26 protein-coding genes and 1 tRNA gene are annotated in these 22,803 nt (G+C 60.5%); 13 read left to right on the forward strand and 14 right to left on the reverse strand.

The features are described from left to right. Positions 1-12: 12 nt before the first annotated feature. The 3 genes from CO731_RS07375 to tkt form a co-directional block, all read right to left on the reverse strand. Positions 13-1,881, reverse strand: a complete 1,869-nt coding sequence (locus CO731_RS07375; RefSeq protein WP_108606613.1) for a potassium/proton antiporter — start codon at positions 1,879-1,881, stop codon at positions 13-15. 191 nt (positions 1,882-2,072) lie between these two features. Next, complete coding sequence (gene gap, locus CO731_RS07380) at positions 2,073-3,083, reverse strand: type I glyceraldehyde-3-phosphate dehydrogenase (RefSeq protein ID WP_108606614.1); 1,011 nt, start codon at positions 3,081-3,083, stop codon at positions 2,073-2,075. A gap of 24 nt (positions 3,084-3,107) precedes the next feature. Beyond that, entirely contained in the window at positions 3,108-5,096 is a 1,989-nt protein-coding gene (tkt, locus tag CO731_RS07385; RefSeq protein ID WP_108606615.1) for a transketolase, read from the reverse strand. A 283-nt stretch (positions 5,097-5,379) separates the two neighbouring features. Between tkt and CO731_RS07390 the strand changes: the two genes are divergently transcribed. Together CO731_RS07390 and CO731_RS07395 are read left to right on the forward strand one after the other, a co-directional pair. After that, positions 5,380-5,652, forward strand: a complete 273-nt coding sequence (locus CO731_RS07390; protein ID WP_055974268.1) for a DUF4164 domain-containing protein — start codon at positions 5,380-5,382, stop codon at positions 5,650-5,652. Positions 5,653-5,659: 7 nt separating this feature from the next. Then, the gene (locus CO731_RS07395; RefSeq protein WP_108609686.1) at positions 5,660-6,022 is read left to right on the forward strand and encodes a cell division protein ZapA; all 363 of its coding nucleotides are present in this window, start codon (positions 5,660-5,662) and stop codon (positions 6,020-6,022) included. 93 nt (positions 6,023-6,115) lie between these two features. On the opposite strand, the gene rpoH is transcribed toward CO731_RS07395, so the two are convergent. Both rpoH and CO731_RS07405 read right to left on the reverse strand, forming a co-directional pair. After that, the gene (gene rpoH / locus CO731_RS07400; protein ID WP_108606616.1) at positions 6,116-7,015 is read right to left on the reverse strand and encodes an RNA polymerase sigma factor RpoH; all 900 of its coding nucleotides are present in this window, start codon (positions 7,013-7,015) and stop codon (positions 6,116-6,118) included. A 186-nt stretch (positions 7,016-7,201) separates the two neighbouring features. Then, positions 7,202-8,230, reverse strand: a complete 1,029-nt coding sequence (locus CO731_RS07405) for an RluA family pseudouridine synthase (protein WP_108606617.1) — start codon at positions 8,228-8,230, stop codon at positions 7,202-7,204. Positions 8,231-8,254: 24 nt separating this feature from the next. Here CO731_RS07405 and CO731_RS07410 point away from each other — a divergent pair, with 24 nt between their 5' ends. The 4 genes from CO731_RS07410 to CO731_RS07430 all read left to right on the forward strand — a co-directional run bounded on the left by CO731_RS07410 (position 8,255) and on the right by CO731_RS07430 (position 11,467). Continuing rightward, the gene (locus tag CO731_RS07410; RefSeq protein WP_108606618.1) at positions 8,255-8,635 is read left to right on the forward strand and encodes a fimbrial protein; all 381 of its coding nucleotides are present in this window, start codon (positions 8,255-8,257) and stop codon (positions 8,633-8,635) included. Then, a complete protein-coding gene (locus CO731_RS07415; RefSeq protein WP_108606619.1) occupies positions 8,632-9,042 on the forward strand; it encodes a VOC family protein in 411 nt (136 codons plus the stop codon). The genes CO731_RS07410 and CO731_RS07415 overlap by 4 nt, the downstream gene beginning before the upstream one ends. An 80-nt stretch (positions 9,043-9,122) precedes the next feature. Further along, positions 9,123-9,197 (forward strand) — tRNA-Glu (locus CO731_RS07420). Between the two features lie 1,433 nt (positions 9,198-10,630). Then, positions 10,631-11,467, forward strand: a complete 837-nt coding sequence (locus CO731_RS07430; protein WP_108606621.1) for a hypothetical protein — start codon at positions 10,631-10,633, stop codon at positions 11,465-11,467. Positions 11,468-12,573: 1,106 nt separating this feature from the next. Here CO731_RS07430 and CO731_RS07440 read toward each other — a convergent pair. The 6 genes from CO731_RS07440 to CO731_RS07465 are packed head-to-tail and all read right to left on the reverse strand — an operon-like array spanning position 12,574 to position 14,610. After that, a complete protein-coding gene (locus CO731_RS07440) occupies positions 12,574-12,867 on the reverse strand; it encodes a hypothetical protein (RefSeq protein WP_108606623.1) in 294 nt (97 codons plus the stop codon). Beyond that, the gene (locus CO731_RS07445; RefSeq protein WP_108606624.1) at positions 12,864-13,184 is read right to left on the reverse strand and encodes a hypothetical protein; all 321 of its coding nucleotides are present in this window, start codon (positions 13,182-13,184) and stop codon (positions 12,864-12,866) included. Before CO731_RS07445 ends, CO731_RS07440 begins: the two co-directional genes overlap by 4 nt. Then, a complete protein-coding gene (locus tag CO731_RS07450; RefSeq protein ID WP_108679422.1) occupies positions 13,181-13,414 on the reverse strand; it encodes a hypothetical protein in 234 nt (77 codons plus the stop codon). The genes CO731_RS07445 and CO731_RS07450 overlap by 4 nt, the downstream gene beginning before the upstream one ends. Further along, entirely contained in the window at positions 13,411-13,848 is a 438-nt protein-coding gene (locus tag CO731_RS07455) for a hypothetical protein (protein ID WP_108606626.1), read from the reverse strand. The genes CO731_RS07450 and CO731_RS07455 overlap by 4 nt, the downstream gene beginning before the upstream one ends. A 2-nt stretch (positions 13,849-13,850) precedes the next feature. Then, positions 13,851-14,282, reverse strand: coding sequence for a hypothetical protein (locus CO731_RS07460; protein ID WP_108606627.1), 432 nt, complete (start codon positions 14,280-14,282; stop codon positions 13,851-13,853). Positions 14,283-14,331: 49 nt separating this feature from the next. Further along, entirely contained in the window at positions 14,332-14,610 is a 279-nt protein-coding gene (locus tag CO731_RS07465; RefSeq protein WP_108606628.1) for a hypothetical protein, read from the reverse strand. A gap of 646 nt (positions 14,611-15,256) precedes the next feature. Between CO731_RS07465 and CO731_RS07475 the strand changes: the two genes are divergently transcribed. Genes CO731_RS07475 through CO731_RS07480 form a run of 3 tightly spaced genes read left to right on the forward strand, consistent with a single transcriptional unit; the run spans position 15,257 to position 16,428 of the window. Then, positions 15,257-15,784: a hypothetical protein gene (locus CO731_RS07475; RefSeq protein ID WP_108679423.1), complete on the forward strand. Its 528-nt coding sequence runs from the start codon at positions 15,257-15,259 to the stop codon at positions 15,782-15,784. Beyond that, positions 15,781-15,945 carry a hypothetical protein gene (locus CO731_RS28635; RefSeq protein ID WP_159091584.1) on the forward strand — a complete coding sequence of 55 codons (165 nt, stop codon included), beginning with the start codon at positions 15,781-15,783 and terminating at the stop codon, positions 15,943-15,945. The genes CO731_RS07475 and CO731_RS28635 overlap by 4 nt, the downstream gene beginning before the upstream one ends. A gap of 15 nt (positions 15,946-15,960) precedes the next feature. Beyond that, positions 15,961-16,428, forward strand: coding sequence for a thermonuclease family protein (locus CO731_RS07480; protein ID WP_245439800.1), 468 nt, complete (start codon positions 15,961-15,963; stop codon positions 16,426-16,428). Positions 16,429-17,271: 843 nt separating this feature from the next. Here CO731_RS07480 and CO731_RS07485 read toward each other — a convergent pair. Continuing rightward, the gene (locus tag CO731_RS07485) at positions 17,272-17,664 is read right to left on the reverse strand and encodes a hypothetical protein (protein WP_108606631.1); all 393 of its coding nucleotides are present in this window, start codon (positions 17,662-17,664) and stop codon (positions 17,272-17,274) included. 345 nt (positions 17,665-18,009) lie between these two features. On the opposite strand from CO731_RS07485, the gene ligD reads away from it, so the two are divergent. The 3 genes from ligD (at position 18,010) to CO731_RS07505 (ending at position 19,745) form a co-directional block, all read left to right on the forward strand. After that, entirely contained in the window at positions 18,010-18,906 is an 897-nt protein-coding gene (ligD, locus tag CO731_RS07495) for a non-homologous end-joining DNA ligase (RefSeq protein ID WP_108606633.1), read from the forward strand. 90 nt (positions 18,907-18,996) lie between these two features. Then, on the forward strand, positions 18,997-19,215 hold the full coding sequence (locus tag CO731_RS07500) for a hypothetical protein (RefSeq protein ID WP_108606634.1): 219 nt from the start codon (positions 18,997-18,999) through the stop codon (positions 19,213-19,215). 8 nt (positions 19,216-19,223) lie between these two features. Next, complete coding sequence (locus tag CO731_RS07505) at positions 19,224-19,745, forward strand: hypothetical protein (RefSeq protein WP_108606635.1); 522 nt, start codon at positions 19,224-19,226, stop codon at positions 19,743-19,745. A gap of 331 nt (positions 19,746-20,076) precedes the next feature. On the opposite strand, the gene CO731_RS07510 is transcribed toward CO731_RS07505, so the two are convergent. Next, positions 20,077-21,440 (reverse strand): IS3 family transposase gene (locus tag CO731_RS07510; RefSeq protein ID WP_108606636.1). Its coding sequence is split into 2 segments (ribosomal slippage): positions 20,077-21,090 and positions 21,093-21,440, totalling 1,362 coding nucleotides; the frame shifts between segments, so codons are not numbered across the junction. A gap of 390 nt (positions 21,441-21,830) precedes the next feature. Between CO731_RS07510 and CO731_RS07520 the strand changes: the two genes are divergently transcribed. Continuing rightward, positions 21,831-22,370: a transglutaminase-like cysteine peptidase gene (locus CO731_RS07520; RefSeq protein WP_108606637.1), complete on the forward strand. Its 540-nt coding sequence runs from the start codon at positions 21,831-21,833 to the stop codon at positions 22,368-22,370. 80 nt (positions 22,371-22,450) lie between these two features. On the opposite strand, the gene CO731_RS07525 is transcribed toward CO731_RS07520, so the two are convergent. Next, positions 22,451-22,693 (reverse strand): hypothetical protein, encoded by a 243-nt coding sequence (locus tag CO731_RS07525; RefSeq protein WP_108606638.1) that lies wholly within the window; start codon positions 22,691-22,693, stop codon positions 22,451-22,453. Between the last annotated feature and the right edge of the window lie 110 nt (positions 22,694-22,803).

Here is a 22,803-nt window from a genome sequence, read left to right on the forward strand (position 1 = left end):
TGTGCATTCGCCTCAAGCGTCCTCGGATAGGCCCTCGGACGTCGTCGCCGGTGCGGCGGCTGGTTTGGCCGGGGCCCTCTCTGGGCGCTTGGCGAAGAAGCGGCTGATGCGGTCGCGGATTTCGCCGGCGCTGAGGAAGACCGGAACCGTCGGCGGAGGCGGGGCGGGTTCGATCGACAGGCCGACCGAGACGATGCGGCCCTTTTCGTCGACGTCGCGGACGATCAGGTCGATCAGGCCTAGGGAGACGCGGTCGGCATACTCGACATGGCCGCGCAGCCGCTGCGTGATCAGGTCGGCGATGGTGAGCTTACGCTCTTCTTCCCTGATGGCGGCACCGTAGACCGCTTCGAGTTCGCCGGCGAGATGGGTCTGGTCGACGGTGAAGGCGCCGAAGAAATCCTCGTCCTCGGCATCGACCTCGGCGCGGCTGGCGAACAGCCGGTCGAGCAGGCGCGGATAACGGTCGGGTACGAAGATGTAGACGTTGTCGCCGGCCTGCAGGCGGCCCATGTCCTGGAAGCGCATGGAGCGGCCGTCGCGCACGACCAGCGATGGCCGCGCCCAGCGCGGGATGCGCTGGCCCTTGGCGACGGGTGATCCAGGGACGACGCGATAGGCAAGCAACTCGTGGTGGGCGGAGCCGGGCAGTTCGAGCTCGACCTTGTCGAGCGGGCCGTAGCGCTGCGGCACGATGAGGCCGAGACGGCGGGCGAGCGGTCCGACCGTCCAGCCCTGGATGACCAGCGAGGTCAGCACGATGATGAAGGCGATGTTGAAGATCGCCCGGCCGTTCTCCAGCCCGCCCAGCAGCGGCGTGATGGCGAGCAGGATCGAGACCGCGCCGCGCAGGCCGACCCAGGAGATGAAGGCGGTTTCCTGGCGCGGGATGTTGAACGGGATGAGGCAGAGCCAGACCGCGACCGGGCGGGCGACGAACATCAGGAACAGGCCGAGCACGAGCGCCGAGACCAGGATCGCGGGGAACTGCGAAGGCGTGGCGAACAGGCCAAGCACCAGGAACATGATGATCTGGGCGAGCCAGGACATGCCGTCCTGGAAGCGTTTCAGGGTGGAGACGGCGCGGATGTCGGAATTGCCGGCGACGAGGCCGGCAAGATAGACGGCGAGGAAGCCCGAACCGCCGACGGCGCCGGCGGCGGCGAAGACCAGCAGCGACAGCGTGAGCACGAAGATCGGCAGCAGGCCGCGGTCGAGGTTGAGCCGCTCGACCAGCTTGACGATCAGGAAGCCGCCGAGCAGGCCGATGGCCGCGCCCAGGATCATCTGGACGATGAAGCCGACGACGAGATCGACAAGCAGCAGGTCGGCATCGGGCTTGGCGCCGAGTGCGATGATCTCGACCAGGGTTATGGTCAGGAAGATGGCGATCGGGTCGTTGGTGCCGGACTCGATTTCAAGCGTCGAGCGGACGCGTTCGCGCAGGTTGATGTTGCCGGCGCGCAGGAGGAAGAACACCGCGGCCGCGTCGGTGGAGGCGACGGCAGCGCCGAGCAGGAAGGATTCGAGCCAGGTGAAGCCGGTCAGATAATAGGCGGCGATGCCGAAGATGACCGTGGTGATGCCGACGCCGATGGTTGCCAGCGTGAGCGCGGGCAGGCCGGCCTGGCGCAACACGCCGACCGACGTGCCGAAGCCGGAATCGAACAGGATGACGGCCAGCGCTATGGCGCCGACGAAATAGGCGATGTGGGCATTGTCGAAGACGATGCCGAGGCCGTCGACGCCGGAGCCGAGGCCGATGCCAAGGAAAAGCAGCAACAGCGGGGCGCCGAAGCGGAAGGCGATCAGGCTCGAAAACGCCGCGGCCACCACCAACGCGGTGCCGACCAGCGTGACTAGATATACCGCCTGTTCCATGCCGACCCGCCCACGAAGCTGCTTCTAGCTGCGTCGGTGGAGAGTGCGGCGAAGAAAAGGCCATGTGCAAGCAAGAATGGATTTTTGCCGGCTTGGACCAAAGTTTTTTGCGTTGCGGCAAAATGAAAACGCCCGGCCGAAGCCGGGCGTTGCCAATGGGTTAGCTTGCCGCCCAAGTCGGGCGGCTGCAATCAGCCGATGGTACGGCCCATGACGACGGCGGTGTCGGCCATGCGGTTGGAGAAGCCCCACTCATTGTCGTACCAGGACATGACGCGGACGAGGTTGCCCTCGATGACCTTGGTCTGGTCGAGCGCGAAGGTCGACGAGGCCGGGTTGTGGTTCATGTCGATGGAAACCAGCGGCTCGTTGGTGAAGGCGAGGACGCCCTTGAGCGGGCCGTTGGCGGCGGCGACGAGCACCGCGTTGACCTCGTCGACGGTGACGTTCTTCTTCGACACGAACTTGAAGTCGATGCACGAGACGTTGGGGGTCGGCACGCGGATCGAGACGCCGTCGAGCTTGCCCTTGAGTTCCGGCAGGACCAGGCCGACGGCCTTGGCTGCACCGGTCGAGGTCGGGATCATCGACATTGCCGCTGCACGGGCGCGGTAGAGGTCCTTGTGCATGGTGTCGAGGGTCGGCTGGTCGCCGGTGTAGGCGTGGATCGTGGTCATGAAGCCCTTTTCGATGCCGAAGGCATTGTTGAGGACCATGGCGACGGGGGCCAGGCAGTTGGTGGTGCAGGACGCATTCGAGATGACGATGTGGTCCTTGGTGATCTGGTCGTGGTTGACGCCGTAGACCACGGTCAGGTCGGCACCGTCGGCGGGCGCCGAGACGATGACGCGCTTGGCGCCGGCGGCCAGATGCGCCGAGGCCTTGTCCTTCGAGGTGAAGATGCCGGTGCATTCGAGCGCGATGTCGACGCCGAGTTCCTTCCACGGCAGCTGCGAGGGGTCCTTGATCGCAGTGACCTTGAAGCTGTCGCTGCCGATGTTGATGGAATCGCCTTCGACCTTCACTTCGTGCGGGAAGCGGCCATGCACGCTGTCGTAGCGCAGCAGGTGGGCGTTGGTCTCGACCGGGCCGAGGTCGTTGACGGCAACGACGTCGATGTCCTTGCGGCCCGATTCATAGATCGCACGCACGATGTTGCGGCCGATGCGGCCGAAACCATTGATGGCAACTCTTACGGTCATGTCTGATCCTCCTGGGGGAACGTCTTAAGCCTGAAGCCGAGCCTTGGCAGCCTGGGCGGCTGCCTCGGCGGTGATGCCGAAATGCTTGTAGAGGTCTTCGATCGGGGCGCTGGCGCCGAAGCCGTGCATGCCGATGAAGATGCCGTCGGTGCCGATGAAGCTGTCCCAGCCCATGCGGATGCCGGCCTCGATGGCGATCTTGACCTTGGCGTTGCCGATCATCGCCTTGCGGTATTCGGGGCTCTGCTTTTCGAACAGCTCGAAAGCAGGCACCGAAACGACGCGGGTCGGGTGGCCGGCGTCCTGCAGCAGCTTGCGGGCACCGAGCGCGATCTCGACCTCGGAACCGGTGGCGAAGATGGTGACTTCGGCATCGCCCTCGGCGGTGGCCAGTTCGTAGGCGCCGTAGCCGCAGAGGTTTTCCTCGACGAACTCGGTGCGCACGGCCGGCAGGTTCTGGCGGGTGAGCGCCAGCGTCGAGGGGGTGGTGCGGTTTTCGAGCGTCAGCTGCCAGCATTCGGCGGCTTCGGTCGCGTCAGCCGGGCGGAAGACGATGTGGTTGGGAATGGCGCGAAGTGCTGCGAAGTGCTCGACCGGCTGGTGCGTCGGGCCGTCTTCGCCGAGACCGATCGAATCGTGGGTCATGACGAAGCCGACGCGGATGCCCATGAGGGATGCCAGGCGCATTGCCGGACGGGCATAGTCGGAGAAGCACAGGAAGGTGCCGGAGTAGGGGATGACGCCGCCATGCAGCGCCATGCCGTTCATGGCTGCCGCCATGCCGTGCTCGCGGATGCCGTAGTGGACGAAGCGCTGGCCGTAGTCTTCGGCCGAGATCGGCTTGGTCTGGCTGGTCTTGGTGTTGTTGGAGCCGGTGAGATCGGCCGAGCCGCCGATGGTCTCGGGCACGACGCCGTTGATGACCTCAAGCGCCATTTCCGACGACTTGCGGGTGGCGACCTTCGGCTTGTCGGCGGCGAGCTTCTTCTTGTACTCGGCGATGGTAGCGTCGAAATTGGCCGGCAGGTCGCCGCGCATGCGGCGTTCGAATTCGGCGCGAACTTCGGTTTCGGCCTCGGCGAGGCGCTTTTCCCAGTCGTTGCGCTTCTTGGCCGAGTTGAGGCCGGCGAGACGCCAGGCGTCGAGGATGTCCGAGGGGATTTCGAAGGCCGGGTAGTCCCAGCCGAGCGCCTTGCGGGTGGCTTCGATTTCGGCAGCGCCGAGCGGTGAGCCATGGACCTTGTTGGTGCCGGCCTTGGCGGGCGAGCCGAAGCCGATGGTGGTCTTGGCTGCGATCAGGGTCGGACGGTCGGAACGCTTGGCGGCCTCGATGGCGCCGGCAATGGCCTCGGGGTCGTGACCGTCAATGGCAATCGTGTTCCAGCCGGAAGCTGCGAAGCGGGCGAGCTGGTCGGTCGAGTCGGCGAGCGAGATCGGGCCATCGATCGAGATGTTGTTGTGGTCCCAGAAGACGATCAGCTTGTTGAGCTTGAGGTGACCGGCAAAGGATAGCGCTTCCTGCGAGATGCCTTCCATGAGGCAGCCGTCGCCGGCGAGCACGTAGGTGTAGTGGTCGACCAGCTTGTCGCCGAACTGCGCATTCATGATGCGTTCGGCGAGCGCCATGCCGACCGCGTTGGCGAGGCCCTGGCCGAGCGGGCCGGTGGTGGTCTCGATGCCGGCGGCGTGGCCGTATTCGGGATGGCCGGCGGTCTTGGAGCCGAGCTGGCGGAAATTCTTGATCTCGTCGAGCGTGATGTCCTCGTAGCCCGAGAGATAGAGCAGCGAGTAGAGCAGCATCGAGCCGTGGCCGGCCGAGAGCACGAAGCGGTCGCGGTCGTGCCAATGCGGGTTGGCCGGATCATGCTTGAGGAAGCGGGTGTAGAGCACGGTTGCGACGTCGGCGGCGCCCATCGGCAGGCCGGGGTGGCCGGAATTGGCCTTCTCTACGGCATCGATGGACAGAAAGCGGATCGCATTGGCCATCCGGTCGTGTTTTTCGCGCGAGGACATCGTCCCTCCCATAACCCTTGGAAAGTGGGGCAGTGGGAGCCCCGGAAAAGTGCGCGACACATAGCAGGCATAGGGCTTGAGTCAATAAATCGGTGCGTTTTCGCACCCCCATTGCGGCGCCAAGTCACGCCTGCGTGCCTTTCCGATATTAGCGCTCGTGCGGTTATTGGGGGAAAGGCCTAACAGCTTTGTTGACGCCTCCTTCAACCGGTGCCTAATGTTTCACGCATAACGCGTTCTGAAACGTGCGCGATTCGGTGATGGGCGAGGGTCTACGGGAGCCATGACCGGAGATACGACACTCAGGGAAGTCATTGGCCGGCTTGGCAGGGCGATCGAGACGCTCGAAAGTGCGGTCGCTGCTCGGCTCGAGCACGAGCAGGACTACGGCGAGGCCGAAGCCGAGGTTCAGCGCATGAATGCCGACCGTGCCCGCCTGGCGCAGGAGCTCGACAATTCCGAAGCCCGCGCCGAAAGGCTGGAAGAAGCCAACAAGGAAGTCTCGCGGCGGCTCGTGACCGCCATGGAGACAATCCGCGCCGTTCTGGACAGGTAGGATGGAGATGGCGCAAGTCACTGTTACCATCGACGGCAAGCAATACCGCATGGCCTGCGACGAAGGGCAGGAAGAGCATCTGATCGATCTCGCCAACCGCTTCGACCGCTACGTGCTGCACCTCAAGGACTCTTTCGGCGAAATCGGCGACCAGCGGCTGACGGTAATGGCCGGCATCATGGTGATGGACGAGCTTTCCGAGCTGCAGAAGCGCGTCAAGGGCATGGAGACCGAGGTCCTGACGCTGCGCAAGACGCGCGACGACGCGCTGACCAAGGCCGATAAGAACGACGCAGCGCTGACCGGCGCGCTGGGCTCGCTGGCCGAGCGCATGGAACAACTGGCGCTGAGTTTGGTGAAGAAGGGTTAGGGACGGGCTTCCACCTTCGGGGGAAAGTGGAGACCAAAACGAAAAACGCGCCGGTTTTGCCGGCGCGTTTTTTTGTTGGTGAAGCCTACAGGATCAGGCGTCGATGGTGCGGAGCGCCTGGGCCTGCTTCTTGGCGGCGGCCTTGACCGCGTCCTGGACCTTTTCGAAGGCACGGACCTCGATCTGGCGGACGCGCTCGCGGGAGATGTCGAACTCGGCCGAAAGCTCTTCCAGCGTCAGCGGCTCGTCGGAAAGGCGGCGTGCCTCGAAGATGCGCTTTTCGCGGTCGTTGAGCACCGACATGGCGCTGGCTAGCATGCCGCGGCGGTTGTCGAGTTCGTCCTGCTCGATGAGCATGGTTTCCTGGCTGTCGTGGTCGTCGACCAGCCAGTCCTGCCACTCGCCCGACTCGCCTTCGCTGGCGCGGATCGGGGCGTTGAGCGAGGCGTCGCCCGACAGGCGGCGGTTCATCGACACGACCTCGGCCTCGGACACGTTGAGGCGCGTGGCGATCTCGGTGATGTGCTCGGGCTTCAGGTCGCCGTCGTCGAGCGCCTGGATCTTGCCCTTGACCTTGCGCAGGTTGAAGAACAGACGCTTCTGGTTGGCGGTGGTGCCCATCTTGACCAGCGACCACGAGCGCAGGATGTATTCCTGGATCGAAGCCTTGATCCACCACATGGCGTAGGTGGCCAGTCGGAAGCCACGCTCCGGCTCGAATTTCTTGACGGCCTGCATCAGGCCGACATTGCCTTCCGAGATGACTTCGCCGATGGGCAGGCCATAGCCGCGATAGCCCATGGCGATCTTGGCCACGAGACGCAAATGGCTGGTGACCAGCTTGTGGGCGGCGGTGGTGTCCTCATGCTCATTGTACCGCTTGGCGAGCATGTACTCTTCCTGCGGCTGGAGCATCGGAAAGCGGCGGATTTCTTCCAGGTAGCGGCTGAGGCCGCCTTCGCCGGAGACGATACTGGGTAGTGACTGGGCCATATAGCGCCCTCCCTCTGCACGAGAAATGCCCCCTGATCCAGGCGAGCATGTGGCGCGGCTGCCGAATGCACTGTCGCGCCATGGGTTTTATACAGGAACAAAACCGGAAAAGACACGATTTGTTCAATGCGAAACAGTGTGTCACGCCAAAGTGAACAATGCGAGTCAGGTTTTCTGATCGGAGGTTCAGAGATTCCGAAACCCTTCGACCAACTCCCCCATGTCGCGAGGCAAAGGCGCCTCGAACCGCATGATCAGATGGGTAGCCGGGTGGCGAAATGCAAGGAGCCTGGCGTGCAGAGCCTGGCGCGGAAACGCCTGGACGGCGGATTTCAGCGGCTCGGGCAGGCGGTTGGACTTGGTGCGGAAGGCCTGGCCGTAGTCGGGATCGCCGACGACGGGGTGGCCGATATGGGCCATGTGGACGCGGATCTGGTGGGTGCGGCCGGTTTCCAGCCGGCACTCGACCAGGCTGGCGGCGGCAAACTCCGCCTGCCCGGTGCCGAAGCGCTCCAGCACGGTGAAGTGGGTGATGGCATGGCGGGCGTCGTCGCGATGCTCGGGCACGACGGCGCGGCGGACACGGTCGGCATGGCGGCCGAGCGGCGCATCGATGGTGCCGGTCAGCCGCTGCGGGATGCCCCAGACCAGCGCGTCATAGGCACGTTCGAGGTCGCCGGTGCGGCCATGGTCGGCGAAGGCTTCCGATAAGGACTTGTGGGCGCGGTCGGTCTTGGCGACGACCATGACGCCCGACGTCTCCTTGTCGAGGCGGTGGACGATGCCCGGCCGCTTGACGCCGCCGATGCCCGACAGGCTTTCGCCGCAATGGTGGATCAGGGCGTTGACCAGCGTGCCGGTCCAGTTGCCGGCGCCGGGATGGACGACGAGGCCGGCAGGCTTGTTGATGACGATCAGCTCGTCGTCCTCATAGAGGATGTCGAGGGCGATCGCCTCGCCTTCGGGCTCCGCCGGTTCAGGCTCGGGCATGTCGATGGCAATCTGTTCGCCTGGAGCGAGCTTGCGCTTGGCTTCATTGACGACCTTGCCGGCAACGCGAACAGCGCCCTGTTTGATCAACGCCTGGACACGGCTGCGCGACAGATCGGGCGCGAGGCGAGCGGCCAGCCACTGGTCGAGCCGCAGGCCTGCGGCATCGGCGTCGGCTTCGAGCACTATCAAAGTGCCTGTCGCTTCGCTATCTGATGCGCTCATACCAATTGTTCCGGAAATTTTGCCATGTCTCGGCCCGCCATTGAAGAAGAAGACAAGCCGCTCGACCCGTCGGTTGAGCGCGTCCGCAGGAAACTCATCCGCTTCTTCATCATCAATTTGGGGCTGTTGTTCATCGCCCTTATGGCCGTCATTGGCGGCGTTGTCTACAAATCGCGGACGGCGCCACCCGCTGCCGCGGTTGCGGGCGGCGAGATTGCCGTGCCGGCGGGCAGCCAGCTGACCGGTGACATCATCCTGCCCGCTGGCGCAAAGATCGTGTCGCAGGCGCTGTCCGGCAACCGCATCTCGATCGACGCCGAACTCAGCGACGGCAGCCGATCGATCTTCGTCTACGACATTGCCCAGCGCCGGCTGATCGGCCAGTTCGCGGTCAAGGCGCAGTGAGCGGATTTCCTGCCTCCGGGCGGAAGGTTGCCACGGTTTCGGTGGTGGTCGCGGACTATGACGCCGCGATCGCCTGGTACGGCGAAAAACTCGGCTTCGTGCTTGTCGAGGACGTCGATCTCGGCGGCGGCAAGCGCTGGGTGACGGTCGAGCCGGGCGGCGGGCAGGGGGCGAGGCTGCTTCTGGCCAAGGCCGACGGCGAGGCGCAAGCAGCAAGCATCGGCAACCAGACCGGTGGCCGGGTATTCCTGTTCCTCGAGACCGACGATTTTGCCCGCGACCACGCGCAGATGCTGGCCAACGGCGTCGAATTTCGCGAAACGCCGCGCCACGAGGCCTATGGCACGGTTGCGGTATTCGCCGATATCCACGGCAATCTGTGGGATCTGATCGAACATCGGCATTGAACGGCAGGTCGGACGCAATAATAACCCGATGGGGGCTGTTGCTTTTTCGAAAACGCCAGCCTATATCGCCGATCTCGGCTGCGCCCATCGTCTAGCGGTCAGGACACCGCCCTCTCACGGCGGGAACAGGGGTTCGATTCCCCTTGGGCGTACCAACGATTTCAAGTACTTAGCCGGGCTACGGCAAAACTCATCAAATAACAGTCAAATAAGTGCTCCGAGGGTCGCGGAATTAACCCCAAATTCGGGCCTGCCTTGTCGCTGGTGGGAGCCAGGCGCATAGTAAGGGCGTCCGGCGAATGGGGTGCCCGCAATTATGCGTCGTAGCTTTCTCCTGCTTGGGGCTTTGGTCGCTCTCGCGCTCCCTGCTCATGCGGAGGATTGCCGGTGGTATGTCCACGAGACAGACGCCGATTCATGGATACAGGACAACGGCGCCGATCTGTCGGTGCACTTCCCCGGCGATGGTCTCTTGGACTTTCAATTCATCGTCTATGAGGTTGAGGGCCTGCCGAGCGTCAAACGGGCGACATTCATCGATCCGCACGGGGCCGGGAACCCCTCAACGTTCCACTTCCGGTTTGCCGAGGTGAACGGGCGCAAGGCTATGATAGCGGACATGGATTTCTACTATCAGACTTGCGAACCACCCAAGCCGCCAGCCCTTCCGCCAGCGTAGTCAGCTGCAGAAATATGGCCTCTCACGAGGTTTATTATCGCTGCCACCGCGTCCAGCCGAACGTTCAACGACTCTCCTGCGTGTTCTGGTCCTGGCGGCGAGCTCGAACTGTGAATTGCTGCCAAGCAGCCAGATTCATTGAGCACTGGCGAGCCGCTAAATCCTGTTCGGAGTCTTCCCGATGTAAGCAGCGCTGGAAATTTCTTGGCTTGATACCGGCCCGCAGGAATCCGCACCTCGTCTTCGATTTGGCCTATGCAGGTACCCGACGCCCATTTGAGCTCTGCGCGGCGCATGAAGTAGGCCCCGTTCCTGGATATTCCATACTCGAAGCCCGGCACGCTTATTGCTGAACCTTTTGGGGGGGGCTTGGTATTCAGCGATTTCGAGGTAGGGGGTGTCCTCAAGCCCGACCACCTGTCCAACCGCTAAATCTACTTCATGATCAACGACAAGCCATTCGATAGCGAGGATGCTGGTCAAATTGTAGGGGTGTAGCGACAGAAAGTAGTCAGCCGCTTCCCCGTCTGACAGATGTGCGCAAGTGATAAGCAATCCATCAGCACCGATGAAGCTTCCAGTGCCGCACACCTCTTCGAATGAGCCATATCGGCGGCGAATAATGGGGAAGATTGCCTGATCTGGAGATTGGTTCATCAAGAGAGACCCATAGAAAATTCAACGGAACAGTCTTTCACCACATCCGAACAAAAGACATTCTGCCCCATTATTTTCCACTATTTTAGTGGCGACGCCCGACTTTCGTTCAGCCCCCCTTCCAGGCCTAAATCGAGGCGCTGCAACCTACTGAGTGAGGTTCCCTCCTAGGGGTAGCAACTTCGAAGTCGAGTCTTGCGGTCAAGTAGGCCCGAGAGCATTGTTGAGAATGCGTTGGGGGGGGCGCTCTGAATGACTCGGCAAATGCTGGTTTGGGCTGGTTTAGGGTTTGGGGCTCTTATCATCTATTGGGCGAAGGATCTGTTCGGCGTTGGTGATCAGACGTTCACCTTGGCAATTGTGGCCTTCGGTCTGATTGTTGCGTACCACAGCTTGGCCTATCGTCTGAGTTTGGTCGAAGGACGGCTCACCCCCCAAAACTCCGGGATGGTGGCAGCTATCGAGGATGGTGAACGCCATGTGCCGGTTCACCAGCTTCCTGCCTCGATCTGTGAAAAGGGTGTGAGGTCGTTCATTACGCCCGCGCACCACATTCTGTTCGACGACTTCAAGTGGTTTGGTGTCATGTTGAACAGGCACATAGCTGACCCATGGGCGGTCGAAGAGCTTCGAGACACCGAGATAAGAGATTATGTCAGCGACGGGCCTGAGTATGGCAGACGGTACCGTGTTTTTTACAACGCATGCGAGATGGGGACGCTACAGGTGTCCATCGGCGGCATTGGATGGATTACTAGTCCGGAGAAATTTGAGGAAGAACGGGAAGCCCGTGCGTTACTTGAACTCGACTATCTCCGCTTCGTACCGCACGACGATGCGCACAGTCTCGTGGCCGCAGTCGAACTCTTTATTGGCAAGTTCTCAGATGGCGAAGTTGCGCGCGAACACGCCTCGTTGCGAGCCTCACGGTCCCTGACTGCCCACTTGTGGGAGAGCATTCGTAAGCCAGAGGTGGCCCAGTCTTTCGAGTACCGCGCCAGCGGGCCCTATGATCTAGTGAGGCACACCTCTCAACATTGGCTCAAGAACGGAATTGATCCTTTCGAACGATGGAAGGGAGACAGATGACTGCCAGCCTAGTTTTTCGTCGCCTTTAGTTGGCGCAACGGGTAATCGAGCCGAGCTGCCCGGCTCCTTTTCGGCGGAACAGGGGCGTCATCCGTTTTTGGTACGGTCTCGGATGGTTCGGATTCTTGGATTGTAGCGTTTCGCGCTTTGAAGGCCTCGACCTCTGCCGCCTCGATTCTCAACAGCTTGCCGCCTAGGTGAAATGCTTTGAGTTCGCCGCGTTCGATCAGATTGCGGATGTGCCGCTCAGAGCACTGCCATTCTAACGCGAGTGTCCGGGGACTGTAGGCATTTGGCATCCGACGCCATCTCCGATAGGCCCGTCAGGTTGCGCGATACGTGTATCGAGCCAATGCCGCCAGCGCGGCCCGGCATCCGGCCAAACACAAGCTGCACCACGGGCTTAATTACCTTGGGGGCTTCGTCCAGGACGGTGGTGTTCAGCTCACCAACCGGATACTTGTGCCCAGTATCGACAGGGGGTTGCTCTGTGGACATAGGTAGTTCGGCCCGCTTCCTACGGACCTCTTCATCAAACCGGTAGCGTCTGGCTCCCCGCCAGTTTGCAGCATAATCGTCCGTTCCCATGGTTCGCCAATACCAGACATCGGCTACTGGCCCGTTTCCGAGATTGCTAAGAATGTCGCGATCCACCCCGCTCTGCGCCGGGCGCTCGATGATGTTCGACGGATGTGTCGATTGCCTCCATGAAGGCCGCAATTGGAATCGTTACGGCTCCGAAATGAAACATTATTGATTTCGTTTGATTAAAATCAACCGGCGCGCCTATCCGAGCCTACTTTAGGCGAGCGGCATCAGGGCTTGTCGATCTGACTGGTGGCCGGATAACCGGTGCAAACCCTTGGAAAGATAATGGCTTTGCGAGCTAACTGGTAGGCCGGGCATTGCTACTTGTTTGCTACTTTTGCAAAGGATGCTCGGACCCATTACCAGCCATTTAATTGACTTAACCCATTGATTTTCAATGGGGCGAAGGTGAATGCGGGGCTGGGATACTACTTGGAATCTATTTTAGTATGCACCAGCCACCATTTTCGCCCCATTATAAAACGGCCAAGACACTGTAAACATTGCGGTTTCGGTTTTTAACTCCCCACCGGGAGGCCATGCCAGTTCGGGCCACTCTGCGGCACGTCCTGGCTTAGCGCCCACTGGCACGTTTCGCCGTCGTAGTCGTTCATTTCCAAGTCGTGCTGTTCCTCAAGGTCGGCCAAGCCTTCGGGCGAATACGCCTCGTTCGCGGCCTCTCCCGCCGTCCACCCCGAATAGGGCTCTAGGTCCGGCTCGGGCTCGAATGCGTCGAGTATGGCAATCAGCCGCTCAATCTCATCCTCAATGCTACGGCGAGTAGGTATGATGTGCGCACGGCGGGCGGTCATATCGCACCGCCCCTGGTGGCGGCCCCTGCATCGACGCTTTGAAAAAACACCTTGCCGCCGACCAAAATAGCCGTGACCTTCCGGCGACGGTCACAATTCAAGACCACATCCCACGGGCCTTCTTGGGGCGATACATGGTCGTCCATCGCCGCCCGAAGTTCATCAAGCGCCAGCTTGATACGGTCCATGCCGGACACGGGCGGGGTGGTGGCGGCCTCCACAACAGCAGGGGCGGCAACGGTCGCAACGGCAGCCGATGCGGCGGCGGTGTTTCGAAGGAATAGACGGCGAGTGATGCTCATTGCTTGCGCGCTCATGCTTCACCGCCTTTCCCTTCGTGGCGCGCTAGGGCGTCGTGCATCACGCCGACCAGTTCATGCGCGGTTCGCAGCCCAGCACCGATGGCGTCGGATAACTCGGTGGAATCGCCGCCATTCTGGATGGCCCAGGCTGCGCTCTCGCACAGGCGGATAATGGCCGCAGCTTCGTAGCTGCATTGCATCACTTGATCGGCGGTCATGTCCTCTTGGGGAATAAAGCGGCTCATGAGTGCACCGCCTTCCTGCCACGGCGCGTTGCAGCGGCCTTGCGTTGCCCCTCGATGCGGCACGCGAACGTCTGCCGGTCGCGCTCTAGTGCGGCCTCTACTTCGGGGCACCAGCGGCTTCCCGTCGCAATCCGCTCTTTCCAGCGGAGGAAGCGCACGGCAGGAGCGGCGACGTACAAAAGCTTGACGGCCTCATGCTCCCAAACCCGTTCGACGGACACGCGGTAACGGCGGGCCTGTATCGCTTCCAGACTGTTCTTGCCGTGGATGGCTTTGGCCAGTCGGTAGGCCCACCACGCCACTTCGCGTTGATGGTCGCACATCTTGAAGCGCGCCCACCCCTCTTCCCAAGCCTCGACCGGCTTAACGTAGTCTGCAAGCACATCGGCCCGGGGACGGTCAATGTAGTCGGCCAGAGCCACAACGTTGCCCATGGTCAGCCCTCCCGCACGACGATGACATTGAAGCGCTGCGGGTTGCTGTCATCGACAGCGCGGCCCATCCACAGCGACGTTGCCGTGGCGTCGATATCGCGAGCCGCCATAGAGTAGGCCTTGGCGTGGAACTCTAGCCGGTGTTCGGCAGATCCCTCCATGTCTCCGAAAAGTATGTTGCTGTGATACCCCGCAGACGCTGGGTAGATGTAAGCCATTGTGCGGCCTTCATCGCATTGGGCCAGGGTGTCGGAGAGTTCGCGGGCCAACCTACGGGCCTTCACCCAAGGTTGTTCTGGCTCGGCGGCCTCGGAAGGGGAAACCGTCACCCCAAGGACGGCGGTGGAGAGGGCGAGGTTTGCACCAGCAACAAGAGCGGTGCGGCGGTTGATTTCGGGCATGCCGTCGGCGGCTGCCACCTTGCGCGTGGACATTGTTTTGTCTCCCTGATGTTGAGTTTTGTTAAGGTTGGGCGCTGTGCGCCTAGGCTGAAAACGCGGACATCTGGCTTTCCAAGGCCCGGCGCATTGGGGCGGTGTCATACCGCAGCGTCTTGAAGCTCAAGGCTTCGATCTGGTTGACGATTGCTTCCTTGCGGCGCTCTGCACCCGTCATGGTGGCGGCCTTGGCATTCCGCCACGCCGTAGCGAGGTAGAACCCGAACTCAGAGCGGTTGAGCTTGAAGGTCAGGCTGGGCCGGGCGGCAAAGTGGCGGCGATACATGGCCCATGCGGCTGACATGATTTCCGAACGCGAGAACATAACCGGTACGCCCCTTGCTCCATAAACACTTTCTGTCTATATCTAAGCATCTACACCGCATGGCGTCAACAGTTTTCGTTTATTCATGATATGTAAATGTTTACGTATGCACGCTAGCCGCTCAATTGCAGAGGGAAACGGACATGCTTGACGCTAGGCAGATCAGGGCCGCACGGGCTCTCTTGGAGTGGTCCCAGCCGGATCTAGTGGAAGCCACAGGCCTGTCACTGACCACAATCCGACGCATGGAAGACAACGACATCGGCCCTGCCCGCAGCTCGGCTGCGAATGTCCAGTCTGTACAGACGGCCCTGGAAACAGCCGGCATCATCTTCATTCCCAAAAATGGCGGTGGATCAGGGGTGAGATTGAGGAACCCAGACTAGGGGCGCGACCTGTTTTGGGGCAGGATCAAGCGACGAGGGCTAACGGCATGTCCAGAGCACCGGGGAAAGGGCAAAAGACGCAAGCGCTTTACGCTTTGCATTGGATTCCGAAGCTCAAGCCGAGTTCGCGGACGGTTGGTGCCTGGCTCGTGTGGCACGCGAATGCTTCGTCGGGGAGGTGTGACCCTGGCCAAACCCGGCTCCGAGAAGAAACCGGGCTTTCACGGCGCGCGGTCCAATATGCCGTGCAAGAGCTGGAAATGGAGCAGATAATCAAACGGCGCCTGCGTGGGAATGAGAGCACCTCCTATCAGGTGAATTGGCAAAAGCTGAGCGATCTAGTGCGTACTTATGAAGAGCGTTTGAAAGCGGGTGTCGTTGCTGTCACCCCCGCCGAACGCGATATGAGAGGGCGCAAGAGCGTGCGCCACTCCAGTGCAAGAACATGCGCCTCAGAGGTGCAAGAACTTGCGCCCAAACTCTCGGAAGCTAACTCGGTGAAAGAACCCGTGTTCCCGGTGGGCACCTTTTCCGAAGAGGAAAACGGTGATGAGTCTGACGAAACGGTAGCAAGGAAACTCCTGAACATTGGAGCCGACCACGCATTCCTCGCGGCGCTGGACCGCGAGGTCCAAAAAGGCCGGCGTTTTAGCCCCGAAGACGCAGAACGGTTTTATGAACGGTTGGAGGCGCTCTGCGGTGACGGAGAGCGCGTCCACGGCGACCCTATCGCAGGACGAGCATGCAGACTCTTGGAGACTGAACTCGCTAGGGAGACCATCGCATGAGCGCCGAGATTGTTTCCCTGGTGGATTGGCGAGAGACGCGCAATTCCAAGGCCGCGCTGGCTCGGTGGGCTCGTCGTCTTCGGAAACAGCTGGAAGAAAACATGGCTGTGGAGCAATCGGGGGCGTCGGCCAAGGCTACCGACAATCAGCCGAGGGGGTAGTGCGTGCCCACATCGTTGACCGTGCTTGCGGTGTTACTGGGTCTAGCTCCCGCTGCGGCACAAGGGCCCGTTATAGGGCGGGCGTCTGTTGTGGACGGCGACACGGTAGAAATTGCCGGCGAGCGAATTCGGCTCAATGGCGTAGATGCTCCCGAAAGCTGGCAGGTTTGCCACGATGGCAACGGCAAGGCCTACCGGTGCGGACAGGCCGCAGCGAACGCCCTGGACGAATTCCTGGCCGCGTCACGTCCGACAAGGTGCGAATACCACAGTCGCGACCGCTACAAGCGCTTTGTGGGGGACTGCTACCGGGCAGACGGCGAGAGTGTTGCCCGCTGGCTGGTTCGTAACGGCTTTGCGCTGGATTGGCCGCGCTACAGCCGGGGTGCCTACGCGGGGGAGCAGTCCGAGGCCAAGGCAGATCGGCGCGGCATGTGGCAGGGTGATTTTCTTGAACCGTGGGAAGCGCGCCGGCTGCGATAGGGCTTACGGCCCTGCTGTTACCGTGCTGTTTTCAGCATTGATCGACGGGCGCCGGGCACCCATCTAGCCCCGATGAAGAAAACCCTGCACGTTCTTGCCCTGGCCGGTGCAATTGGCCTTGTCGCGGTGCTCTTGGTCTCCCCCGCCAGCCTGCGCCCCTCCACCAATCAACCGAACACTGCGATTTCGGCTATATCAGCCCGCTGAGAGGCGTTCGCGCCATGCTGAGCCACCCGACGGCCTGCCACTGCCTAAACGTGCGCTGGTGGGCCTCTGTGTGAGTTTCTGGCCGCGAACCATTGTTTGATATCCTTTGATTGTTTTTCAAAGCCCCGCGCGCGCGTATTGGTCGCGAAACGTCCCTCGCGCGCGTGCGCGTGCGCGTATTGGTCCACCTGCCGTTATCCGCCGTTAGAAACCGAATGGATCCTCGCGCGTGGAGACCTCACCAAAACCTTCGCCCGGCCTGTTTCGGAACTGTTTTAACAGGCGCCACACTGCCTGAAAAAAAGCGCTCGCATACTGACGCAAAAAAGCGGGGTCTGCTGTTTCCGTCCTGTATTTAACAGGCTCGCATGTTTTACACGGCTAAGTGGTTGAAACCGCGTCGAGTGGCCACGGCCCGTATTCTTTCCCGTTAATTCGGGGACCGTCCACCGTTCATGCACGATGTGATGTCAGAAAAACCTTCGCGCGCTACCCAGGCGGAAAAAATCATCCCGCTTCCTCGCGCGTAGTGATGCCCGAAAAACCTTCTCCCGTGGTGACAGGCGAAAAATCTTCCACGCGCGTGGTGATGCCAACGAAATCTTCCCGAGTGCCCTTAGGACCGGGCCTATCTGCCTATCGCCCATACTCACGGAAGAACCGTGGCAGCTCCAACGGGCCGCATCTCTCGATAGGCTTCCATTCGTCCGTTCGTAGCCAGGCGCCGTTGACCCGCCCCTTTTCGCGGTCCTTGACCTGGTCGAAATGCGCGCCCTCGAAATGTGCGGCGAACACCTCGGCATCCTCGCGGGTCGCAAAACAATAGAGCCGAAATTCCTCGCTTTTGCCGTTCGGCCACTTCGCCATGACATGCTGCATCATCGGCTCGGTTTCGAACCGACGGCAGAACGCCGCTATCAAGTCATAATTCTCCATGCAGCACAGGTCATTCGGCAGCGCCACCGCATGCGGCAGGTTCTTGCGGATATGCCAGCGCTTGGCGTTCTCACGCTTCTTCGCTGCGGTCATTCTTCCGGCAGCCCCGTTAACAGTGCGAGCAACTCCTCATACTTAGCTCCGCACCGGTCGTAGACACTCAGGCTGCTGGCTTTAGGGCAGCCAACGCGGGCGACAATCTCGTCCAACAAGTGAGCTAGCGTGCGGTCCCCGCCCGTGCGCACCATGGCGTCTCGGTCGTATTGCTTCCGCATTCCGCACTTCTCGCACGAGATGATGACCTTATCGGACGGGTATTCGGACAGCAGTGGCATGAGAACGAAATAGGAACATATGCCTTGAGGAGTCAATTCACATTGCGCCTCTGACTGCTTTAGCGTTCTCTAATTTATCGAGGAGACTTTGAATGGCTAGCTCATGAAGGGTCAGCGTCGATCCGCCTTTCTCCTGCCCTGCATCCCGACGCTGGTAGACAAACCGCCAGAGGGCGACCGCTGGACCCACGAAATCAAATATGATGGCTACCGAACGCAAATTCACCTTGCGGGGGGAGAAGCGCGCGCATTCACCCGCAATGGCCACGACTGGTCGAAGAAATACGCACCCGTTCTGGCAGCGGCGAGCGACCTCATGAACCGTGACGCCATTCTGGACGGCGAAATGGTGGTGCAAGACGAAAGTGGCCGAAGCGACTTCAAGAAGCTTGCAAGCTCGATCCGATGGGAAAGCGTAAGGCTAGTCTTCTATGCGTTTGATTTGCTCGGTCTAGACGGGAATGACTTGCGCAAGCAGCGCTGTGAGGACCGCCGTCTACGGCTGCATGAGTTGATGGGCGACCCGCGTCCTACCTGCCCACTGCAATTCAGCCAGGCGTTCGAGGGCGACGGCGCTGAATTCTTTGCCGCTGTCGAGAAAATGGATCTCGAAGGCATCGTGTCCAAGCGGCGTGCCAGTGTCTATCGTGGCGGCCCGTCAAAGGACTGGTTGAAGACGAAGAGCTACATCACAGGCGAATTTGTGGTGATCGGCTATGAGCGCAAGCGTGGCGCCGCACCATCACTGCTGCTCGCGGAAGAGACCGATGCCAGCATGCGTTATGTGGGCCGGGCCATTCCCGCTGTTAGGCAAGAACAACGGGACGAGCTGTGGCAGGCTTTGGAGTTCCTGCACGCGGGCGCCTTTGCCACGCCGATAGACGCCGGCAATAAGGGGGCCGTGGCGGTACAGCCTTTGCTGCGCGTCCTGGCAAAGCATTTGCGTGGCGAAGAGAAGCTGAGGCACGCAACTGTGACGGAGGTCTTCGTCCCACGATAGGAGAGGCACGCCGCCGTCAATAGTCAAATCTTGCGATAGCGAAGCCTACCAGCATTCGGCAGTCTTTTGTTTTCCAAAGGAGTGTCGAGCATGAAGCCCATTTCGAGCATCCTAGCCGAAGATGAGACGGCACGTTGGAAGCTGGTCTTCAATATGGACAGGCGGCATATTTACATCGGTACAGGGCGCCCACCGTACAAACGAGCGTCGATTGACGAGCTGTTGGCAGCGGAGCCGCAAGACACGTTGCAACGGAAGGCGCGCGACAAGCTAATGTCGATGATGTTGGACGCCATTTGCAATAACTGAGGTATCGCTTGAAAAGCCGCATCAAATTGCCGGCGAAACTCAAAGCGCGGTCTGAGGCCGAGCCTGTCACAGGTTCGCCGCCGATTGATCGGCATGACTTCTGGCTCCTCACGACGATTGAGAACTGGTCATGGGATTATTCCCTTTCGTTAGCGTGGGACCCGTCAAGGCGAACCTCGGACCCCCTTTCGGAGTCGCGGACACTAGAAATCAAATGCCGCGTCCATAAATCAGACGGGCCGGCCAAGGCCGGTCTACCCGTCAGCATCCGAGTTATTGAAGGGCCAGGCTTCAGGGAAGACGAGAGGATCGATGCCAAGCGAAAGTTTGAGTCGGTCGGCTCCCTCTCAATGATACATGGCGGATACGAGGGCGTTATCATCATGCCAGATGATGTGCTGCCGGTTGCCGCAACCATGCTCTCGTCCAAGAGCTGGCGATTTCTGGAGTTCTCCTGCCATAAGCGAGCGAGTCTGGAGAGCGCAATAATCGGGTACTACTTCAAATCCGAACTCGACCCTGACGATTGAGCAAGCACGAAAAATAGGACGCCGACATTGACCCGAAGCCTCGCACTAACCGCACGGCAAGTCACAGCCATCTGCAAAGGAGCCGCAGAGGCCGGATTTGTGGCTGAGGTAAAGATAGGCGACGTTTTTGTGCGTCTCATGCCTGCTGAAATGGCGCAGGCCCAAGGGGTTGGGTTCGACCCAGACAAGCCCGAGACCTTCCAGACCCTTGACCAGTATCTAGTCTGGCGGGATGCGCAGAAGGAAAAGGAACAAACTGTCCGTCGTCAGAACATTTGGCGCAGATTGGGGCGTAGACTAGCGGAGAGCGGGCCTCGTCTGGGATTTGATGTTAGGCTGCGAGCTTGCGGTGCTGCAAGCGCCGATATTCGATGGTTTTTCGTTTGATCCTTTCGCGCTGTTTGATGATGGCCTGTGCCCTGCCGAAGTAGACATCGGCAGGCGTCACGTTGGCCAGGCTCTCGTGGTAACGCTGGTTGTTGTAGTGCTCGACGAAGGCCTCGATCTGGGCTTCGAGGTCGCCGGGCAGGAAGTAGTTCTCCAACAGGATGCGGTTCTTCAGGGTCTGGTGCCAGCGCTCGATCTTGCCTTGGGTCTGCGGGTGGCACGGCGCGCCGCGCACATGGCTCATCTTGTTGGCCTCGATGTATTCGGCCAGCTCGCCCGCGATGTAGCTGGGGCCATTGTCCGATAGCAGCCTGGGTTTGTGTAGAACGGTGGCGCTGTCGCAGCCCGAGGCGGCGAGCGCGAGGTCCAGTGTGTCGGTCACGTCCTCGGCCCGCATGTTGGTGCATAGCTTCCAGGCGATGATGTAGCGCGAGAAGTCGTCAAGCACCGTCGAGAGGTACATCCAGCCCCACCCGATGATCTTGAAGTAGGTGAAGTCGGTCTGCCACATCTCGTTCGGCCGCGTGGTCTTGGTGTGGAACTGATCGGCCGCCTTGATTACCGTATAGGCTGGGCTGGTGATCAGGTCATGGGCCTTGAGCAACCGGTAGACCGTGGCTTCCGACACGAAGTAGTGTTTCTCGTCGGTGAAGCGCACGGCCAGTTCGCGTGGGCTGAGGTCGGTCGCCTCCAACGCCATCTCGACGATCTGGTCCTGGATGTCCTCGCCAATGCGGTTCCACACCCGGTTCGGCGCCGAAGGGCGATCCTCCAGCGCTTCCGGCCCACCTTCCCGGTAGCGGTCATACCAGCGGTAGAAGGTCCGGCGGGCAATGCCGAGCTGGTCCAGCGTCCGCCTGGCCGGCAGGTGCGACTGCTCGACGATACGGATGATCTCCAGCTTCTCGGATGCGGGATACCTCATTCGTCGTCGCCCCCATCCGCGATCATGCTTTTTTTAAGCAAGCGGTTTTCCAGCGTCAGGTCCGCCACGCACTCCTTCAGCGCACGGGCTTCGCGGCGCAAGTCCTGCACGTCACCGGAGGTCGCCGCACGGGCGGTGTCCCCGGCCAGGCGGCGTTTGCCGGCTTCCATGAACTCCTTGGACCAGCTGTAGTACAGACTCTGCGCGATGCCCTCTTTGCGGCACAACTCGGCGATACTGTCGTCACCGCGAAGACCTTCAAGCACGATGCGGATCTTGTCTTCGGCCGAGAAGTGGCGGCGGGTCTGACGCCGGATGTCCTTGACCACCCGCTCTGCAGGGGGCTTGGTCGGTGATTTTGAATTGGAGGATTTGGGCTTCATCTTCGTTCCTTCGTCACTACGACGAAGCCCAAATCCTCCTTAAATCACAACCTCAAATCTGTGCCATAGCCGCTGACGGGGGACAGGAACAAACTAAGGGGATTGTCACGGCGAGGTTAGCAGCACTCGAAGCTGGCCGGTTTGATGACCCAATCCTGTTCAGGCCGCATCCGGCGCCGCGTCGAAAGTCCAAAGGGTCGTCCTGATGACAAAGCGTCTCGCATTTTTACCAAGAGCCAGCTCAACATCGCAGCAGAAGTTGCCAGGAAACATGACGTTCGTACGCTTGGAAGCGGGCGGATGATCCATTTCGTTTGAGCCGGCTTGCCCGGCTGTGTGAGTCATTTTCGCCACATTGAACAAATTACACGCCAGTCGCATATTATCCCTATGCGTACGATTGTTGCTGTCATCATTCTACTTGCGAGTGTTGATGCCGTTCTGAGCGCCCCACGGCATATTTTCAATCAAAGCTCGGGACTATGGCCCATCGGGTTTTCCTACTACTGCATGGACAATCCAGCCGAATGCGAACCTCTCCCGCCCGGCGTTTCAACTGCGCCACTCGAATACAGGGAATGGAAAGGCCTGCTGGACAGTGTCAACGCTCAAACTAACGCTTCAATAGTCTACGTGCCTGAACGGATAGACCATTGGACATTGGCGCCGAAGCGGGGCGACTGCGATGACTATGCGCTGACCAAGCGAGACGAGTTAATCAAACGGGGCGTGCCCAAGGGTGCGCTGCATATGGCCTTTGCCCTGATGGCTTGGGGTGAACCACATGTGGTGTTGCTAGTCGACACGACCGAAGGCCAGAAGGTTCTCGATAATCTGACAGATGAGGTCTACGACCTGGAGCAGATGATGGCACAGCGGCTTTCCATCCAAGACGCAACCCACCCGCGCAAGTGGACTCAGATTTTCTAATCCACATTCCCGGTATCACTAAGAATATAGGCGGGCTCGGCTTAGTTCCTTCGGCTGGGCCTGGAACTATTTCGCGCCGACTACTGCATGGGAAGCGGCTCCTCATCTGCAAGCAGTCTCAGAATCTGTTGCAGCTGTTGATAGACGGGACTGGCGTCCGCCTCGTGCCCAGCGAGCCTTATCGTTTCCTCAAGTCTTTGCTCTAAAAGGCCGGCTTTAAGGGATTCATTCGCTACCAAAAGCTTCACGAGTGCTTTTAGCGCTATGATGTTGGCAGTCTGCCAGCTACTCATCAACCGTTCAAGCTGGTTTATCCTGTCCATGCTGTTCGCTCCACTTTGATCAAACCGTATCCTAGCAGAAAAACCAACGCGTCGGCGCGGGTTGCCAGAATGTCTGCTTCCCGTCTGTTTTCAGACGTTATTCGTACTCT

Origin of the sequence: Aminobacter sp. MSH1 (assembly GCF_003071665.1) — a bacterium.
Taxonomy (GTDB): Bacteria; Pseudomonadota; Alphaproteobacteria; order Rhizobiales; family Rhizobiaceae; genus Aminobacter; species Aminobacter niigataensis.

Coding starts and splice junctions, on each gene's coding strand:
- CO731_RS07390 (WP_055974268.1), top strand. CDS start 5,380: ATGACCGGAGATACGACACTCAGGGAAGTCATTGGCCGGCTTGGCAGG.
- CO731_RS07525 (WP_108606638.1), bottom strand. CDS start 22,693: ATGGACAGGATAAACCAGCTTGAACGGTTGATGAGTAGCTGGCAGACT.
- CO731_RS07410 (WP_108606618.1), top strand. CDS start 8,255: ATGTCTCGGCCCGCCATTGAAGAAGAAGACAAGCCGCTCGACCCGTCG.
- CO731_RS07520 (WP_108606637.1), top strand. CDS start 21,831: ATGCGTACGATTGTTGCTGTCATCATTCTACTTGCGAGTGTTGATGCC.
- CO731_RS07465 (WP_108606628.1), bottom strand. CDS start 14,610: ATGTTCTCGCGTTCGGAAATCATGTCAGCCGCATGGGCCATGTATCGC.
- CO731_RS07500 (WP_108606634.1), top strand. CDS start 18,997: ATGAAGCCCATTTCGAGCATCCTAGCCGAAGATGAGACGGCACGTTGG.
- ligD (WP_108606633.1), top strand. CDS start 18,010: ATGAAGGGTCAGCGTCGATCCGCCTTTCTCCTGCCCTGCATCCCGACG.
- CO731_RS07455 (WP_108606626.1), bottom strand. CDS start 13,848: ATGGGCAACGTTGTGGCTCTGGCCGACTACATTGACCGTCCCCGGGCC.
- CO731_RS07395 (WP_108609686.1), top strand. CDS start 5,660: ATGGCGCAAGTCACTGTTACCATCGACGGCAAGCAATACCGCATGGCC.
- CO731_RS07440 (WP_108606623.1), bottom strand. CDS start 12,867: ATGACCGCCCGCCGTGCGCACATCATACCTACTCGCCGTAGCATTGAG.
- CO731_RS07485 (WP_108606631.1), bottom strand. CDS start 17,664: ATGACCGCAGCGAAGAAGCGTGAGAACGCCAAGCGCTGGCATATCCGC.
- gap (WP_108606614.1), bottom strand. CDS start 3,083: ATGACCGTAAGAGTTGCCATCAATGGTTTCGGCCGCATCGGCCGCAAC.
- CO731_RS07430 (WP_108606621.1), top strand. CDS start 10,631: ATGACTCGGCAAATGCTGGTTTGGGCTGGTTTAGGGTTTGGGGCTCTT.
- tkt (WP_108606615.1), bottom strand. CDS start 5,096: ATGTCCTCGCGCGAAAAACACGACCGGATGGCCAATGCGATCCGCTTT.
- CO731_RS07445 (WP_108606624.1), bottom strand. CDS start 13,184: ATGAGCGCGCAAGCAATGAGCATCACTCGCCGTCTATTCCTTCGAAAC.
- CO731_RS07375 (WP_108606613.1), bottom strand. CDS start 1,881: ATGGAACAGGCGGTATATCTAGTCACGCTGGTCGGCACCGCGTTGGTG.
- CO731_RS07475 (WP_108679423.1), top strand. CDS start 15,257: ATGGAGCAGATAATCAAACGGCGCCTGCGTGGGAATGAGAGCACCTCC.
- CO731_RS07460 (WP_108606627.1), bottom strand. CDS start 14,282: ATGTCCACGCGCAAGGTGGCAGCCGCCGACGGCATGCCCGAAATCAAC.
- CO731_RS07405 (WP_108606617.1), bottom strand. CDS start 8,230: ATGAGCGCATCAGATAGCGAAGCGACAGGCACTTTGATAGTGCTCGAA.
- rpoH (WP_108606616.1), bottom strand. CDS start 7,015: ATGGCCCAGTCACTACCCAGTATCGTCTCCGGCGAAGGCGGCCTCAGC.
- CO731_RS07450 (WP_108679422.1), bottom strand. CDS start 13,414: ATGAGCCGCTTTATTCCCCAAGAGGACATGACCGCCGATCAAGTGATG.
- CO731_RS28635 (WP_159091584.1), top strand. CDS start 15,781: ATGAGCGCCGAGATTGTTTCCCTGGTGGATTGGCGAGAGACGCGCAAT.